This is a genomic window from Pseudomonas asiatica (assembly GCF_009932335.1).
Taxonomy (GTDB): Bacteria; Pseudomonadota; Gammaproteobacteria; order Pseudomonadales; family Pseudomonadaceae; genus Aquipseudomonas; species Aquipseudomonas asiatica.
The window spans coordinates 171,706-187,324 of the sequence record NZ_BLJF01000002.1 but is presented as its reverse complement, the minus strand read 5'-3'; the positions used below and the strand labels follow the sequence as shown (position 1 = coordinate 187,324).

The window sequence follows — 15,619 nt, the reverse complement described above, 5'->3', positions numbered from 1 at the left end:
AGTTTTCCTGCACCGGCCTCTTCGCGGGCTTGCCCGCTCCCACAGGGATTGCACAGAGTTCAAATACTGTGCACCTCCTGTGGGAGCGGGCAAGCCCGCGAAGAGGCCGGCTCCGTTTCAGAGCCTTACACTGGCAAAGGTCGACTCATTGCGCGCCTGGCTCAGGGCCGCCATCGGCCCGCTGTGCGGCGACAGGGTCATGGCCTGCGGGATCGGCATCATCGCCACCTGCTGCGCGGTGTTGGAGCCCACGCGCTCGTCACGCGGCGGAATGCCGAAATACTCGCGGTAGCATTTGGAGAAGTGCGGGGTAGACACGAAGCCGCACACCGACGCCACTTCGATGATCGACATCGGCGTCTGCTTCAGCAGCTGCCGGGCGCGGATCAGGCGCAGCTTCAGGTAGTAACGCGACGGCGAACAGTGCAGGTACTTCTGGAACAGGCGCTCGAGCTGCCGGCGCGATACCGACACGTATACCGCCAGTTCGTCCAGGTCGATCGGCTCTTCGAGGTTGGCCTCCATCAGCGCAACGATTTCCTGCAGCTTTGGCTGGTTGGTGCCAAGCATGTGCTTGAGCGGCACGCGCTGGTGATCCTGCTCGTTGCGGATGCGCTCGTAGACGAACATTTCGGAGATCGCCGCCGACAGTTCACGGCCGTGGTCGCGGCTGATCAGGTGCAGCATCATGTCCAGCGGCGCAGTACCGCCGGAGCTGGTGAAGCGGTTACGGTCGAGGGTGAACAGGCGGGTGCTCATGTTGACGCGCGGGAAAGCCTCTTGCATCGCGGCCAGGCACTCCCAGTGCACACTGCAATCGAAACCATCCAGCAGCCCGGCACAGGCCAAGGCCCAGCTGCCGGTGCATACCGCGCCCAGGCGGCGCGACTGGCGGGCCTGGGTTTGCAACCAGGTGACATGCTCGCGGGTGACACTGCGCTGGATGCCCACGCCGCCGCAAACAATCACGGTATCGATGGGAGGCGCACTGTGCATCGCGGCGTCAGGGGTTATCTGCAAGCCATCGCTGGCCCACACCTGTCCACCATCGGCGGTTAGGGTGTGCCAGCGGTACAGCTCGCGGCCGGACAGCTGGTTGGCCATGCGCAGCGGCTCGACGGCCGACGCCAGGGAAATCAGGGTGAAATTGTCCAATAGGAGAAACCCGATGGACTGGGGGGCTGTGCGGTTCTGGGTTGGGTTCCCGGAGGTGTACGACGTCATCGCGATTTCTCCTCACACAAATGCAGGGGGTGCCTCAGGCGAGCACTGATTTCTTGTTATGTATGGCCCCGGTTTCATGTGTGGGGGCCTTGGTACCAATCTCTACGCAAACGCCGTGCCTGAAGTTGAACGGCCATCCAAAAAAACCTGAAAACGACGCCTTTGTTAGGCAAATCAGGTGCTTTGATCGAGTTGGTCAATCATCGTAGAACGGGCGTGCTAGGCGGTGTGCGTGGAATGGCTGAGCAATTTGGTGACACGCGCAGTGTAGGATGCCCAGAAACGACACTCTTGAGTGTCACCGACAATGCCCGCACTGATTACGACACCCGACGATTGGTATGCGTCGCGCTGCACCATAAGGATGCATTGGGGGGGCTGTGCTGCACCTGCGTCAAACTCAAGGGCCTCTTCACGGTTTCACCCGCGAAGAGGCCCTTGAGTTCCGGTCAAGCTATCAGCACTCGATCGCGCTGACCGCCAAACCACCGCGCGAAGTCTCTTTATACTTGTCGTGCATGTCGGCCCCGGTATCGCGCATGGTGCGGATCACCTGGTCGAGGGAAATGAAGTGCTCGCCGTCACCACGCAAGGCCATCTGCACTGCGTTGATGGCCTTGACCGCAGCAATAGCGTTGCGCTCGATGCACGGCACCTGCACCAATCCGCCAACCGGGTCGCAGGTCAGGCCCAGGTTGTGCTCCAGGGCGATCTCGGCAGCGTTCTCCACCTGTGGCGGGGTCGCGCCCAGCACTTCGGCAAGACCCGCCGCTGCCATGGCGCAAGCCGAGCCGACTTCCCCCTGGCAACCCACTTCGGCACCAGAGATCGAGGCGTTCTTCTTGCACAGGATGCCCACCGCGGCAGCACCGAGGAAGAAGTCGACCACGCTGGACTCGTCCACCGCATCGCTGAAGCGCATGTAGTAGTGCAACACCGCCGGGATGATGCCCGCCGCACCGTTGGTCGGTGCGGTAACCATACGCCCCCCGGCAGCGTTTTCTTCATTGACCGCCAAGGCGAACAGGTTGACCCACTCCATGGCGCTCATGGTCGAGCCGATCACGTTGGGTTTGCCGATTTCCTGCAGGCTGCGGTGCAGCTTGGCGGCGCGGCGGCGCACGTTCAATCCGCCGGGCAGCGTGCCTTCGTACTTGAGGCCGTTGTTGACGCATTCCTGCATGGCTTCCCAGAGCTTGTGCAGGCCGGCGCGGATCTCTTCCTCGCTGCGCCAGACCTTCTCGTTGGCCATCATCAATTGCGACACGCTGAGGTCGTTTTGCTTGCACAGGCGCAGCAGTTCGGCAGCGCTATTGAAATCGTACGGCAGCACCGTCTGGTCAGCATCCAGCACGCCGCTGGCGGCCTGGGCGGCATCAACCACGAAGCCGCCACCCACCGAGTAGTAGGTGTCGCGGTGCAGCTCGCCCTGTTCGCCTTCGGCAACCAGGGTCATGGCGTTGGGGTGGTACGGCAAATTCTCGTCCAGCAACAGCATGTCGCGGGCCCAGACGAATTCGATGGGCAGGCGGCTGTCCAGCTGCAGGGTGTTGGTTTCGCGCAGGTCGGCTATACGCGGCGCGATCTGGGTCGGGTCGATGGCGTCAGGCCATTCACCCATCAAGCCCATGATGGTGGCATTGTCGGTGCCGTGCCCCACACCTGTGGCCGACAGCGAGCCATACAGGCGCACTTCGATCCGCTTCACACGTTCCAGCTCGCCGCGTTCGCGCAGGCCCTGGACGAACAGGGCGCCAGCACGCATGGGGCCTACGGTGTGGGAGCTGGAGGGCCCGACACCGATCTTGAACAGGTCGAACACGCTGATGGCCATTGTCGAATCACCTCTTGCTGGGCTTGTCTCTGCGCGCCATGCGCAGGGCGGGGTAACTGCTAGGCTGAAGCAGCGGGCCGCCTTGAATGCACGCATCATCGGGCTTTTACCAACCCCCTCGCCGTCTGCAACCGACGTACTTTTGTCCAGCAGCGCCGCGCTGTTTTCAACCGGGGAGCTGCCCTTGCCACGCCGCTTTACGGCGGCCTGGTGACGTAAAAATGCGGCTGAGGGGGTGGAAAAATCCATAAACGACATCGCCCATACTGGATACGACCCGTTCCGTACTGGTTACGACCCCACCAGTAGGCGATTGCACGGCGCTGGAGGATTATCGAAAGCGACTCGTAAAGCACGGCCACGCATCCTGCCCTCTGCAGGCCTGGTCGACCGGACCCTGAGAAAGCCCGGCGACCCACGCGAACCCGAAGACAAAATCACAGGAGTCCATCCATGAAAGGTTCACCCTCGCTGTTGCTGGTTGCGTTGCTGTCCGCGCCTTTGCTGGCCCAGGCCGCCGAACCCGAGCAATGCAAGACGGTACGGTTCTCGGATGTCGGCTGGACCGACATCACGGTCACCACCGCGACCACCAGCGTTGTGCTCGAAGCACTGGGTTACAAGACCCACACCACCATGATCTCGGTACCGGTGACCTACAAGTCGCTGGCCACCGGCAAGGACCTGGACGTGTTTCTCGGCAACTGGATGCCGACCATGGAGAACGACATCAAGCAGTATCGCGACGCCGGCACCGTGGAAACCGTGCGCGCCAACCTGGAAAACGCCAAGTACACCCTGGCCGTGCCCCAGGCGCTTTATGACAAGGGCCTGAAGGATTTCAGCGACATTCCCAAGTTCAAGCAGGAACTGGACGGCAAGATCTACGGCATCGAGCCCGGCAACGATGGCAACCGCACCATCCAGAGCATGATCGACAAGAACGCCTTCGGCCTGAAGGACGCCGGATTCAAGATCGTTCAGTCCAGCGAGGCCGGCATGCTGTCGCAGGTCGACCGCGCGCAGAAACGCGGCGAGGCCATCGTGTTCCTCGGCTGGGAACCGCACCCGATGAACACCCGCTTCAAGATGCAGTACCTGACCGGCGGAGACGAATTCTTCGGCCCCGACTTCGGCAAGGCGACCGTATTGACCAACACCCGCAAGGGCTATGTGCAGGAATGCAGCAACGTTGGCCAGCTGTTGAAGAACCTGTCGTTCGAGCTCAAGGATGAAAGCACCATGATGGGCTATGTCCTGGACGACAAGATGAAACCCGAGGCGGCTGCCAAGAAGTGGCTCAAGGACAACCCTGGCAAACTGGATGCCTGGCTGGCCGGCGTAACCACCGTGGATGGCAAACCCGGCCTTGAGGCGGCCAAGGCCAAGCTGACGCAATAACGAAATACGCAATAGCGCTACCTCGGGGCAGGACCGTGCCTGCCCCGGGTTGAGTTCAATCTATGCAGGTGGAAGCTCGCTATCATGCTTATCGATCAGAAAATACCCCTGGGCCAGTACATCGCGTCGTTCGTCGAGTGGCTGACCCAGAACGGCGCGAATTACTTCGACGCCATCGCGCAAGGCCTGGAGTTCATGATCCATGGCGTAACCAGTGCCCTGACTTTCTTCAATCCGTTCGTGCTCATCGCTCTGTTCGCCGCCCTGGCGCATTTCATCCAGCGCAAGTGGGCGCTGACCGCATTCGTCGCCCTGTCGTTCCTGCTGATCCTCAACCTGGGTTACTGGCAGGAAACCATGGAAACCCTGGCGCAGGTCACCTTCGCCACGGTGGTTTGCGTGGCCATCGGCGTGCCACTGGGCATCGTCGCCGCGCACAAACCGATGTTCTATACCGCCATGCGCCCGGTACTCGACCTGATGCAGACGGTACCTACCTTCGTCTACCTGATCCCCACCCTGACCCTGTTCGGCCTGGGTGTGGTGCCGGGGCTGATCTCGACAGTGGTGTTTGCCATCGCCGCCCCGATCCGTCTCACCTATCTGGGCATCTGCGACGTCCCGCAGGAGCTGATGGATGCCGGCAAGGCCTTTGGCTGCTCACGGCGCCAGCTGCTCACCCGTATCGAACTGCCGCACGCGATGCCAAGCATCGCCGCCGGCGTTACCCAGTGCATCATGCTGTCGCTATCGATGGTGGTGATCGCCGCCCTGGTCGGCGCTGACGGCCTGGGCAAACCTGTGGTCAACGCACTGAACACCGCCGATATTTCCCTGGGCTTCGAAGCGGGCCTGGCAATCGTGCTGCTGGCGATCATGCTCGACCGTATCTGCAAGCAACCGGACCTGCCGGTAAGGGGTGAAGCATGAGCATCATTCGTTTCGAAGACGTCGACGTCATCTTCTCCAACAAGCCGCGCGAAGCGCTGGCACTGCTCGACCAAGGCCAGACCCGCGAGCAGATTCTCAAGCAGACCGGCCTGGTGGTGGGTGTCGAGAAGGCCAACCTGGATATCCAGAAGGGCGAGATCTGCGTGCTGATGGGCCTGTCCGGCTCGGGCAAGTCGAGTTTGCTGCGCTGCATCAACGGCCTCAACACCGTCAGCCGCGGCAAGCTGTTCGTCGAGCACGAAGGCAAGCACATCGATATTGCCCACTGCACCCCGGCCGAACTGAAGATGATGCGCACCAAGCGCATTGCCATGGTGTTCCAGAAATTCGCCCTGATGCCCTGGCTGACGGTGCGCGAGAACATCAGCTTTGGCCTGGAAATGCAGGGCCGCCCCGAGAAGGAACGACGCAAGCTGGTAGACGAGAAGCTCGAACTGGTGGGCCTGACCCAGTGGCGCAACAAGAAGCCGGACGAACTGTCTGGCGGCATGCAGCAGCGCGTGGGCCTGGCCCGGGCGCTGGCGATGGATGCCGACATCCTGCTGATGGACGAACCGTTCTCGGCACTGGACCCGCTGATCCGCCAGGGCCTGCAAGACGAGTTGCTGGGCCTGCAGGCCAAGCTGAGCAAGACCATCGTGTTCGTCAGCCACGACCTGGACGAGGCGCTGAAACTGGGTAGCCGCATCGCCATCATGAAGGACGGGCGGATCATCCAGTACAGCAAGCCGGAAGAGATCGTGCTCAACCCGGCCGACGAGTATGTGCGTACCTTTGTCGCCCATACCAACCCACTGAACGTGCTGTGCGGGCGCAGCCTGATGCGCAGCCTGGACAACTGCAAGCGGGTGAACGGTTCGGTGTGCCTGGACCCCGGCATCGACTCGTGGCTGGACCTTGGCGAAGGTGGCTCGATCAAGCGCGCACGCCAGGGGCAGAACGGGCTTGACCTGCAGAACTGGGCACCAGGGCAGGATGTGGAGCTGCTGGGCCGCCGCCCAACGTTGGTAAATGCCGATATCGGAATGCGCGAGGCGCTACAGATTCGTTATCAGACCGGCAACAAGCTGGTGTTGCAGGATAACGACAAGGTGGTGGGGATTCTTGGGGATACCGAGCTTTATCACGCATTGCTCGGCAAGAACCACGGTTGATGCAATTGGGGCCGCGTTGCGGCCCTTTCGCAGCACAAGGCTGCTCCTACAAAGGACCGCGTAACCTTGTAGGAGCAGCCTTGTGCTGCGAATGGAGGGCAAAGCCCTCCCGGCATTCTGTCAGCGAACGACAATCCCGCGCGAAGCCATGTAGGCTTTGGCTTCCGGCACCGTGTACTCACCAAAGTGGAAGATGCTGGCCGCCAACACTGCGCTGGCATGCCCTTCCAGAATGCCGTCAGCCAGGTGCTGCAGGTTACCCACCCCACCTGAGGCAATCACCGGAATACCCAGCGCATCACTGATCGCACGGGTAACGCCCAGGTCGAAGCCGTTCTTCATGCCGTCCTGATCCATGCTGGTCAGCAGGATCTCGCCAGCACCCAGGCCTTCCATCTTCTTCGCCCATTCAACGGCATCCAGCCCGGTCGGCTTGCGCCCGCCGTGGGTGAAGATTTCCCAGCGTGGTTCTTCGCCTGGCCCGGACACCTTCTTGGCATCAATGGCGACGACGATGCACTGCGAACCGAAACGGTCCGCGGCCTCGCCGACAAACTCTGGGTTGAACACCGCGGCCGTGTTGATCGAGACCTTGTCGGCACCGGCATTGAGCAGGTTGCGGATGTCCTGCACGGTGCGCACGCCACCGCCCACGGTCAGCGGGATGAACACCTGGCTGGCCATGCGCTCGACGGTATGCAGGGTAGTGTCGCGGCCGTCGACGCTGGCAGTGATGTCGAGGAAGGTGATTTCGTCGGCACCTTGCTCGTCGTAGCGACGGGCGATTTCCACCGGGTCGCCAGCATCACGGATGTTCTCGAACTTGACGCCCTTGACCACCCGGCCGTTGTCCACGTCCAGGCAAGGGATGATGCGCTTGGCCAGTGCCATGGTTCAGTCCTCAGCCTTGGTAGTTGTCGCAGAAGGTCTGGGCCTCGGCGACATCGAGGGTGCCTTCGTAGATGGCACGGCCGGTGATGGCGCCGATGATGCCCGGGGCCTTGGCGTCCAGCAGGGCCTTGATGTCGCCCAGATTGTGGATGCCGCCCGAGGCGATCACCGGGATCGAAGTGGCTTCTGCCAGCGCCTTGGTGAACGGCACGTTGCAGCCTTGCATCATGCCGTCCTTGGCGATGTCGGTGTAGACGATCGCCGAGACGCCATCGGCCTCGAAACGCTTGGCCAGGTCGATGACCTGAACCGAGCTCACTTCAGCCCAGCCGTCGGTGGCGACAAAGCCGTCCTTGGCGTCCAGGCCAACGATGACCTTGCCCGGGAAGGCCTTGCACGCTTCGGCAACGAACTCTGGCTGCTTGACCGCCTTGGTGCCGATGATCACGTAGCTGACGCCAGCCTTGACGTAGTGCTCGATGGTTTCCAGCGAGCGGATGCCACCGCCGATCTGGATCGGCAGGGTCGGGTAGCGCTTGGCAATGGCGGTGACCACTTCACCGTTGACCGGCTGGCCTTCGAAGGCGCCGTTGAGGTCGACCAGGTGCAGGCGGCGGCAGCCACCCTCGACCCACTTGGCGGCCATGCTCACCGGGTCGTCGGAAAATACCGTGGAGTCTTCCATGCGGCCCTGGCGCAGGCGCACGCAGGCACCGTCCTTCAGATCGATAGCGGGGATAATCAGCATCTTGGGAACCTGTCTGTTCTTGGGGTTTCAGGGCTTCTCGAGCGCCCACAGATCGCTTTCGATGCTCTCGAACCGCTCCTTGAGGTGCAGCTGAACATCGGCAATCGCCCTGTTGTAGTAAAGGGGTGCAATTTCTTTGCTGAACAGTTCGAGGACTTCGGCCACTTCGAACGACCCCAGCTCCAGCTCGAAACGATCTTCGAGGAAGCGCTTGAGCGTGTGCAGCGCTTCGCGCTCCTGCTCGGGGGCCAGGGTGATGACCGGGGCCTTGGTCTTCGACCTGCTCATTTACCAGCGCCCGTCCCAGGCGACGAAGTTCTGCAGCAGCTGCAGGCCATGGGTATGGCTCTTCTCCGGGTGGAACTGCACGGCAAAGCGCGAGCCATCGGCCAGTGCAGCGGCGAAATCGACACCGTAATGGCCGCGGCCGACCACCTGGGCCGGCTTGCCGGCATTGATGTAATAGCTGTGCACGAAGTAGAACCGCGCACGGTCGGGGATGTCGTGCCACAGCGGGTGGTCGTTGGTCTGGCCGACTTCGTTCCAGCCCATGTGCGGCACCTTCAGGTGCTCGCCGTCTTCCTGCAGGTCTTTGCCAAAGAAGCGAACCTGGCCGGGGAACAGGCCGATACAGTCGACACCGTCGTTTTCTTCGCTGTGGTCGAGCAGTGCCTGCATACCCACGCAGATGCCGAGGAACGGGCGGTCCTGGCTGACTTCACGCACCAGGCTGTCGAAGCCCAGGCGGCGGATTTCTGCCATGCAGTCGCGAATCGCGCCCACGCCCGGGAATACCACGCGGTCGGCTTCGCGGATGACCGTGGCATCACTGGTGACCAGTACCTTGCCGGCACCTACATGCTCGAGCGCCTTGGCCACCGAGTGCAGGTTGCCCATGCCATAGTCGATTACGGCTACCGTCTGCATTTACAGGCACCCTTTGGTGGAAGGCATCTGCCCGGCCATGCGCTCGTCGAGGGTAATGGCCATGCGCAGGGCGCGGCCGAAAGCCTTGAACACGGTCTCGATCTGGTGGTGGGTGTTGTGGCCACGCAGGTTGTCGATGTGCAGGGTGACCAGGGCGTGGTTGACGAAGCCCTGGAAGAACTCCTGGAACAGGTCGACATCGAAGCCACCGACGCTGGCGCGGGTGTACGGCACATGCATCTGCAGGCCCGGGCGACCGGAGAAGTCGATAACCACGCGCGACAGCGCTTCGTCCAGCGGCACATAGGCGTGGCCGTAGCGGAAGATGCCCTTCTTGTCACCGATGGCCTGGGCAAATGCCATGCCCAGGGTGATGCCGACGTCTTCGACGGTATGGTGATCGTCGATATGCGTGTCACCCTTGCACTCGATATCCAGATCGATCAGCCCATGGCGGGCAATCTGGTCCAGCATGTGTTCAAGGAAAGGCACACCGATATCGAATCGGGCCTTGCCACTGCCATCGAGGTTGATCGAGCACTTGACCTGGGTTTCCAGGGTATTGCGCTCGACGGAAGCCTTACGTTCGACCATCACCAGCTCCGCAAAATCATTAGGCGAAAAGGGCTTCATTATAGGCCTAGAACGCGCCGGCTTGAAACGCGGATGACATATGGCAAAACGCGGAATTACGCAGGCTGGATACCGTTACAGGTCTATACAACCGCATGGCTTGGGGCTGCTTTGCAGCCCATCGCCGGCAAGCCAGCTCCCACAGGGGCCTCACAATCTTCCAGGCCTGTAGCATACCTGTGGGAGCTGGCTTGCCGGCGATAGGGCTAGTACAGCCAGCAAAGTCAGCCGGTTTTACCACTGATCAATGGAACAGCACAGCCGTCTTCTGCAGGGTAATCCAAACGCCCCAGGCCAACGGCACGACCACCACTGCCCAGGCCAGCAGCACCAGCGGCAGGCTACCCGGCGCCGCCTTCCACTCCAGCGAGCGCGCCCCGTCGGCGCCCTTGTCATGGCTCAACGCCCGCTCGGCAGCCAGTTCGGCATCGCTCATGAAATGCTTGTCGGCCACCGGTCGCACCAGCATGTTGCAGACAAAGCCCAGCACCAGCAGGCCGGCGAGGATGTACAGGGTCATGTCATAAGCAGCCGCACGCTCCACCCCGGCCGCCAACTGGTACTCGCGCAGGTAGGTGATAAGCACCGGCCCCAGCACCCCCGCCGCCGCCCAGGCGGTCAGCAGGCGGCCATGAATGGCGCCGACCATCTGCGTGCCGAACAGGTCGGCCAGGTAGGCCGGTACCGTGGCAAAACCACCACCGTACATCGACAGGATGATGCAGAACGCCGCCACGAACAGCGCCACGTTACCCAGGTGCCCCATGTTCGGCACCAGGCTGTACAAGCCCACGCCCAGGGCAAAGAAGGCGAAATAGGTGTTCTTGCGGCCAATGTAGTCCGAGAACGACGCCCAGAAGAACCGGCCGCCGATGTTGAACAGGCTCAGCAGGCCGGTGAAGCCGGCGGCGATCGCGGCAATCTGCGCCAGCTGGGCGCTGTTCAGCTCGCTGAAGCTCAGCCCGTTGCCCAGCAGCTTGCCGGCGAACACTTCCTGCAGCAACGGCGAAGCCATGCCGAGGATGCCGATACCCGCTGACACGTTCAGGCACAGCACCAGCCAGATCAGCGCGAACTGCGGGGTCTTCCAGGCCACGCTGACGTGCACGTGGCGGTCGGTGACCATGGTGTTGCCAGCTTTCTTCACTGGGGCGCTCCAGCCTTCGGGCTTCCAGCCGGTTGGCGGTACGCGATACGCCAGGGCACCGGCGGTCATGAACACGAAGTAGATCGCCGCCATGACGACGAAGCTCTGCCACACGCCCACTTCCTGCGCATTGCCGAAATGGCCCATCAGCGCGGTGGCCAGTGGTGCACCGACCATGGCCCCGCCACCGAAGCCCATGATCGCCATGCCGGTGGCCATGCCGCGCTTGTCCGGGAACCACTTGATCAAGGTCGACACCGGCGAGATGTAGCCCAGGCCCAGGCCGATACCCCCGATTACGCCGGAACCCAGCCACATCAGCCACAGCTGATGGGTTTTCACGCCAATCGCCGAAATCAGCATGCCACCGCACCAGCACAGCGCCGACACCAGGCCGGCCTTGCGCGGGCCGGCGTGTTCCAGCCAACCACCCAGCACGGCCGCCGAGCAACCGAGGAAGACGAAGAACAGGGTGTAGATCCAGCTCAGCATGGAAATCGGCCAATCGCATTCGGCGCTGAACATACGGGCCATGAAGCCCATGTCCGCCGCGCAGGCGACCGGGGCGGTGATGCCTAGGGCTTGCGACAGCGGCAGCCAGAACACCGAGAAGCCATAGGCCATGCCGATGCACAGGTGGATGGCAAGGGCGGCCGGTGGGACCAGCCAGCGGTTGAAGCCCGGACGGGCGATGATGCGCTCCTTCGACAGGAAGCCTGGCGCACTGGCCAAGGTCCCCGCCGCGACGGTACTGCTCATGGATCAGATCCTTCTTATAGGGAGGGTGCAGGCAAAGCGGCGCAAGGGTAGCAGTATCAAATAGCGTGAAAGCAATCTGATATCGTTAATTTTTGCTCGGCTGAAACGGTCATGTTGCCTATACCGGCGATAGGGCCGGTACAGGCCACACATTCGGAACTGACAAAATCATGGCTGTCGAAAGCCGTACCATCTGCTGTACGCGTAGGAAATGCCCCGTATCTCTAGTCGAATACGCAGGGGTAACCACTGCGGCGCTATACTCTGGCGCTTGAATTTAAAAAACGGACTACAAGGACTCGCCCATGAAAGCGTTCGGCAAAATCCTGGGACTTGGGCTTCTCGGGTTGCTGCTGATCATCGTGGCGCTGGGCTTCGCCCTGACCCACCTCTTCGATCCCAACGACTACAAAGACGAGATTCGCCAGCTGGCACGTGACAAGGCTCACGTCGAGCTGACCCTCAACGGTGACATTGGCTGGAGTCTGTTCCCGTGGCTGGGCCTGGAGTTGCACGATGCGAGCATCGCCACCTTGAACAAACCCAAGGAGCCCTTCGCCGACCTGCAGATGCTCGGGCTTTCTGTACGTGTGCTGCCACTGCTGCGCCGCGAAGTGCAGATGAGCGACGTGCGCGTCGAGGGCCTGAACCTGACCCTGGCCCGTGACGAACAGGGCCATGGCAACTGGGAAGACATCGGCAAGCCGCTGCCCACGCAGAACGGCGCCAGTGCCGATGGGCAGGCCAGTGCTCCAGCCCAGGCACCGGCCGAACAGGCGTCGGCACCAGTCGCCAGCAATGAACGCGCCGTCAAGCTGGACATCGACAGCCTGACCGTGAACAACGCCCGCGTGCAATACACCGATGCCAAGACCGGCCAGAGCTACAGCGCCGAAAGCATCCAGCTGAGCACCGGCCCGGTCCACGAAGGGGCGAACATTCCACTCAAGGCCAGCGCCTTCCTCAGCGCCAGCCAGCCGAACATCAAGGCCCGCACCGAACTGGCCGGCGAGCTGCGCTTCGACCGCAAGCTCAAGCGCTACAACTTCGAAGACATGCGCCTGTCGGGCGAAACCTCGGGTGAGCCCACCGGCGGCAAGACCGTGACCTTCGCCGCCCAAGGCCAATTGCTGGTCGACCTGGCCGCCAATGTCGCCTCGTGGAACGGCCTGAAAGTCTCGGCCAACCAGCTGCGCGCCCTGGGCGAGCTGAACCTGCGAGACCTGAACAAGGCACCGCAGCTGAGCGGCGGCCTGTCCATCGCCCAGTTCGACCTGCGCACCTTCCTCGACAGCATCGGCCGCCCGCTGCCGGCCACCAACGACCCGGCGGCCTTCGCCAAGCTGGAACTGGTCACCCGCCTGCAGGGCACGCCGAACAGCCTGGCCCTGGAAGACCTGGCGGTGAAGCTGGACGACAGCACCTTCACTGGCCGCGTGGCCGTCGAAGACTTCGCCAAACAGGCCCTGCGCCTGCAGCTCAAGGGTGACACCTTCAACGCCGACCGCTACCTGCCGGCCAAGAGTGAAGAGGCCAAGGGCGCCACCGCCGCGCGTCAGGCCGAGGTCAAGCAACAGGAAGCCACCGCGGTCGCCGGCCCTGGCACCACGCCACTCCCCAACGCCCCGACCCAGGTCGCCTGGAGCGACGACAAGCTGCTGCCGATCGACCGCCTGCGCGTCCTCGACCTGCAAGCCGACCTGGCCTTCGGTTCGCTGACCCTGGACAAACTGCCGATCGAAGACGCCCAGCTCAAGGCGATCGGCCAGGGCGGCCTGCTGACCCTGCAAACCCTGCGCGGTGAACTGTACAACGGCACCTTCGAGGCCAAGGGCACGGACGATGTGCGCCCTGCCGTGCCGCAACTGGGCGTCAACACCAGCATCCAGCGGGTGCCGGTGGAACACTTCATCAAGACCGAGGGCAAAGAGCAGACGCCACCGGTCAAAGGCCTGCTGACCCTGACCAGCGACCTGACCGCCACCGGCAACAGCCAGAAGGCCCTGGTCGACACCCTCAACGGCAACGCCAACTTTGTCATCAATGATGGCGTGCTGGTCAATGCCAACCTGGAACAGCAACTGTGCAAGGCCATCGCCACGCTGAACCGCAAGTCGCTCAGCGGCGAGCCACGTGGCAAGGACACCCCGTTCCAGGAACTGCGTGGCAGCCTGGTAGTACGCAATGGCGTTGCCAACAACCCGGACCTCAAGGCGCGCATTCCGGGCCTTACCGTTAATGGCCATGGTGACCTCGACCTGCGCGTACTGGGCATGGACTACAACGTTGGCGTGGTCGTCGAAGGCGACCAGCGCGCCATGCCGGACCCGGCCTGCCAGGTCAACGAACGCTATGTGGGTGTCGAAATACCGCTGCGCTGCCGCGGCCCGCTGGAGCTGGGCGCCAAAGCCTGCCGTCTGGACCAGGACGGCCTGGGCAAGGTTGCCGCCAAGGTGGCCGGCAACCGTCTGCAAGACAAGATCGATGAAAAACTCGGAGACAAAGTGAGCCCGGAATTGAAAGACGCGCTCAAGGGGCTGTTCAAGCGATGAGCCCCGAGCAGTTCTCCAGCGCAGTGCTGGATTGGTATGACGAACACGGCCGGCACGACCTGCCCTGGCAACAGGGCATCAACCCGTACCGGGTATGGGTGTCGGAAATCATGTTGCAGCAGACCCAGGTCAGCACCGTGCTCAACTACTTCGACCGCTTCATGCAGGCCCTGCCGACCGTGCAGGCCCTGGCCGAGGCGCCGGAGGACGAGGTACTGCACCTGTGGACGGGCCTGGGCTACTACACCCGGGCACGCAACCTGCAAAAGGCCGCCAAGATCGTGGTCGCACAGCATGGCGGCGAATTCCCGCGCAGTGTCGAGCAGCTCACCGAGCTGCCCGGCATCGGCCGCTCCACCGCCGGCGCCATCGCCAGTATCAGCATGGGCATCCGCGCACCGATCCTCGACGGCAACGTCAAGCGCGTGCTCGCCCGCTACACCGCCCAGGCCGGCTACCCCGGCGAGCCCAAGGTGGCCAACCAGCTGTGGGCCACGGCCGAACGCTTTACCCCACAGCAGCGCGCCAACCACTACACCCAGGCGATGATGGACATGGGTGCCACGCTGTGCACCCGCAGCAAGCCCAGCTGCCTGATCTGCCCGCTGCAGCGCGGCTGCGAAGCGCACCTGCACGGTGAAGAAACCCGCTACCCCGAGCCCAAGCCGCGCAAGGCACTGCCGCAACGCCGCACGCTGATGCCGCTGCTGGCCAACAACGAAGGCGCCATCCTGCTTTACCGTCGCCCGTCCAGCGGTCTGTGGGGTGGTTTGTGGAGCCTGCCGGAACTGGACGACATTGCCCAGCTCGACGACCTGGCCTACCAGCACGGCCTGCGCCTGGCTGACAGCCGCGCCATGGACGGCCTGACCCATACCTTCAGCCACTTCCAGCTGGCGATCGAACCCTGGCTGGTGCGCGTCGACCCGGTCGGCCAGCACGTGGCCGAGGCCGACTGGCTCTGGTATAACCTCGCCACCCCGCCGCGCCTGGGCCTCGCCGCCCCGGTGAAAAAGCTGCTCAAACGCGCGGCCGACGAACTGATTGCAGGAGATGCCCGATGACCCGCACCGTGATGTGCCGCAAGTACAAAGAAGAACTGCCAGGCCTGGAGCGCCCGCCCTACCCCGGCGCCAAGGGCCAGGACATCTTCGAACACATCTCGCAGAAAGCCTGGGCCGACTGGCAGAAGCACCAGACCATGCTGATCAACGAAAAGCGCCTGAACATGATGAACGCCGAGGACCGCAAATTCCTCCAGGGCGAGATGGACAAGTTTTTCGCCGGCGAAGAATACGCCCAGGCGGAAGGCTACGTTCCACCCTCGGAATGACCCCACGGAACGTAAGCGACGGAATTAATTTAAAATTTTTTCAAAAAGTCGTTGACGAGCGGTCT

The 15,619-nt window shown here is 62.6% G+C and carries 14 protein-coding genes; 6 read left to right on the top strand and 8 right to left on the bottom strand.

Annotation, left to right across the window (positions count from 1 at the left end; all coding sequences use genetic code 11):
* Window positions 1-117 precede the first annotated feature (117 nt).
* Both gbdR and GYA95_RS20245 read right to left on the bottom strand, forming a co-directional pair.
* Window positions 118-1,224 (bottom strand): choline metabolism transcriptional regulator GbdR, encoded by a 1,107-nt coding sequence (gene gbdR, locus GYA95_RS20250; protein ID WP_015268639.1) that lies wholly within the window; start codon window positions 1,222-1,224, stop codon window positions 118-120.
* Window positions 1,225-1,681: 457 nt separating this feature from the next.
* Window positions 1,682-3,058, bottom strand: a complete 1,377-nt coding sequence (locus GYA95_RS20245) for an L-serine ammonia-lyase (RefSeq protein ID WP_015268638.1) — start codon at window positions 3,056-3,058, stop codon at window positions 1,682-1,684.
* A gap of 453 nt (window positions 3,059-3,511) precedes the next feature.
* Between GYA95_RS20245 and GYA95_RS20240 the strand changes: the two genes are divergently transcribed.
* The 3 genes from GYA95_RS20240 to choV all read left to right on the top strand — a co-directional run bounded on the left by GYA95_RS20240 (window position 3,512) and on the right by choV (window position 6,564).
* Window positions 3,512-4,459, top strand: coding sequence for a choline ABC transporter substrate-binding protein (locus GYA95_RS20240; RefSeq protein WP_015268637.1), 948 nt, complete (start codon window positions 3,512-3,514; stop codon window positions 4,457-4,459).
* A gap of 81 nt (window positions 4,460-4,540) precedes the next feature.
* The gene (gene choW, locus GYA95_RS20235; RefSeq protein WP_169774667.1) at window positions 4,541-5,389 is read left to right on the top strand and encodes a choline ABC transporter permease subunit; all 849 of its coding nucleotides are present in this window, start codon (window positions 4,541-4,543) and stop codon (window positions 5,387-5,389) included.
* Window positions 5,386-6,564, top strand: a complete 1,179-nt coding sequence (gene choV, locus GYA95_RS20230) for a choline ABC transporter ATP-binding protein (RefSeq protein ID WP_003257485.1) — start codon at window positions 5,386-5,388, stop codon at window positions 6,562-6,564. Before choW ends, choV begins: the two co-directional genes overlap by 4 nt.
* 120 nt (window positions 6,565-6,684) lie before the next feature.
* On the opposite strand, the gene hisF is transcribed toward choV, so the two are convergent.
* The 6 genes from hisF to GYA95_RS20200 form a co-directional block, all read right to left on the bottom strand.
* Window positions 6,685-7,455, bottom strand: a complete 771-nt coding sequence (gene hisF / locus GYA95_RS20225; protein WP_013970495.1) for an imidazole glycerol phosphate synthase subunit HisF — start codon at window positions 7,453-7,455, stop codon at window positions 6,685-6,687.
* 10 nt (window positions 7,456-7,465) lie between these two features.
* Window positions 7,466-8,203, bottom strand: coding sequence for a 1-(5-phosphoribosyl)-5-[(5-phosphoribosylamino)methylideneamino]imidazole-4-carboxamide isomerase (gene hisA / locus GYA95_RS20220; RefSeq protein WP_015268636.1), 738 nt, complete (start codon window positions 8,201-8,203; stop codon window positions 7,466-7,468).
* A 27-nt stretch (window positions 8,204-8,230) separates the two neighbouring features.
* Window positions 8,231-8,491, bottom strand: a complete 261-nt coding sequence (locus GYA95_RS20215) for a DUF2164 domain-containing protein (protein ID WP_003257483.1) — start codon at window positions 8,489-8,491, stop codon at window positions 8,231-8,233.
* A complete protein-coding gene (gene hisH, locus GYA95_RS20210; RefSeq protein WP_013970493.1) occupies window positions 8,492-9,130 on the bottom strand; it encodes an imidazole glycerol phosphate synthase subunit HisH in 639 nt (212 codons plus the stop codon). It abuts the gene before it with no gap.
* The gene (hisB, locus tag GYA95_RS20205; RefSeq protein ID WP_003255736.1) at window positions 9,131-9,724 is read right to left on the bottom strand and encodes an imidazoleglycerol-phosphate dehydratase HisB; all 594 of its coding nucleotides are present in this window, start codon (window positions 9,722-9,724) and stop codon (window positions 9,131-9,133) included. It abuts the gene before it with no gap.
* Window positions 9,725-10,007: 283 nt separating this feature from the next.
* Complete coding sequence (locus GYA95_RS20200; RefSeq protein WP_015268635.1) at window positions 10,008-11,669, bottom strand: OFA family MFS transporter; 1,662 nt, start codon at window positions 11,667-11,669, stop codon at window positions 10,008-10,010.
* A 305-nt stretch (window positions 11,670-11,974) separates the two neighbouring features.
* On the opposite strand from GYA95_RS20200, the gene GYA95_RS20195 reads away from it, so the two are divergent.
* From GYA95_RS20195 to GYA95_RS20185, 3 genes are read left to right on the top strand one after another with little or no spacing between them, the layout of a single operon-like run.
* A complete protein-coding gene (locus GYA95_RS20195) occupies window positions 11,975-14,221 on the top strand; it encodes an AsmA family protein (protein ID WP_161551488.1) in 2,247 nt (748 codons plus the stop codon).
* Entirely contained in the window at window positions 14,218-15,285 is a 1,068-nt protein-coding gene (gene mutY / locus GYA95_RS20190; protein ID WP_015268633.1) for an A/G-specific adenine glycosylase, read from the top strand. The genes GYA95_RS20195 and mutY overlap by 4 nt, the downstream gene beginning before the upstream one ends.
* Entirely contained in the window at window positions 15,282-15,554 is a 273-nt protein-coding gene (locus GYA95_RS20185; RefSeq protein WP_003257478.1) for an oxidative damage protection protein, read from the top strand. Before mutY ends, GYA95_RS20185 begins: the two co-directional genes overlap by 4 nt.
* Window positions 15,555-15,619 lie beyond the last annotated feature (65 nt).

Bases quoted from the DNA above. Each gene is read 5' to 3' on its own strand.
- choV (WP_003257485.1), top strand. From the start codon at position 5,386: ATGAGCATCATTCGTTTCGAAGACGTCGACGTCATCTTCTCCAACAAG.
- GYA95_RS20200 (WP_015268635.1), bottom strand. From the start codon at position 11,669: ATGAGCAGTACCGTCGCGGCGGGGACCTTGGCCAGTGCGCCAGGCTTC.
- GYA95_RS20215 (WP_003257483.1), bottom strand. From the start codon at position 8,491: ATGAGCAGGTCGAAGACCAAGGCCCCGGTCATCACCCTGGCCCCCGAG.
- hisH (WP_013970493.1), bottom strand. From the start codon at position 9,130: ATGCAGACGGTAGCCGTAATCGACTATGGCATGGGCAACCTGCACTCG.
- hisF (WP_013970495.1), bottom strand. From the start codon at position 7,455: ATGGCACTGGCCAAGCGCATCATCCCTTGCCTGGACGTGGACAACGGC.
- GYA95_RS20185 (WP_003257478.1), top strand. From the start codon at position 15,282: ATGACCCGCACCGTGATGTGCCGCAAGTACAAAGAAGAACTGCCAGGC.
- GYA95_RS20195 (WP_161551488.1), top strand. From the start codon at position 11,975: ATGAAAGCGTTCGGCAAAATCCTGGGACTTGGGCTTCTCGGGTTGCTG.
- GYA95_RS20245 (WP_015268638.1), bottom strand. From the start codon at position 3,058: ATGGCCATCAGCGTGTTCGACCTGTTCAAGATCGGTGTCGGGCCCTCC.
- hisB (WP_003255736.1), bottom strand. From the start codon at position 9,724: ATGGTCGAACGTAAGGCTTCCGTCGAGCGCAATACCCTGGAAACCCAG.
- gbdR (WP_015268639.1), bottom strand. From the start codon at position 1,224: ATGACGTCGTACACCTCCGGGAACCCAACCCAGAACCGCACAGCCCCC.
- mutY (WP_015268633.1), top strand. From the start codon at position 14,218: ATGAGCCCCGAGCAGTTCTCCAGCGCAGTGCTGGATTGGTATGACGAA.
- hisA (WP_015268636.1), bottom strand. From the start codon at position 8,203: ATGCTGATTATCCCCGCTATCGATCTGAAGGACGGTGCCTGCGTGCGC.
- GYA95_RS20240 (WP_015268637.1), top strand. From the start codon at position 3,512: ATGAAAGGTTCACCCTCGCTGTTGCTGGTTGCGTTGCTGTCCGCGCCT.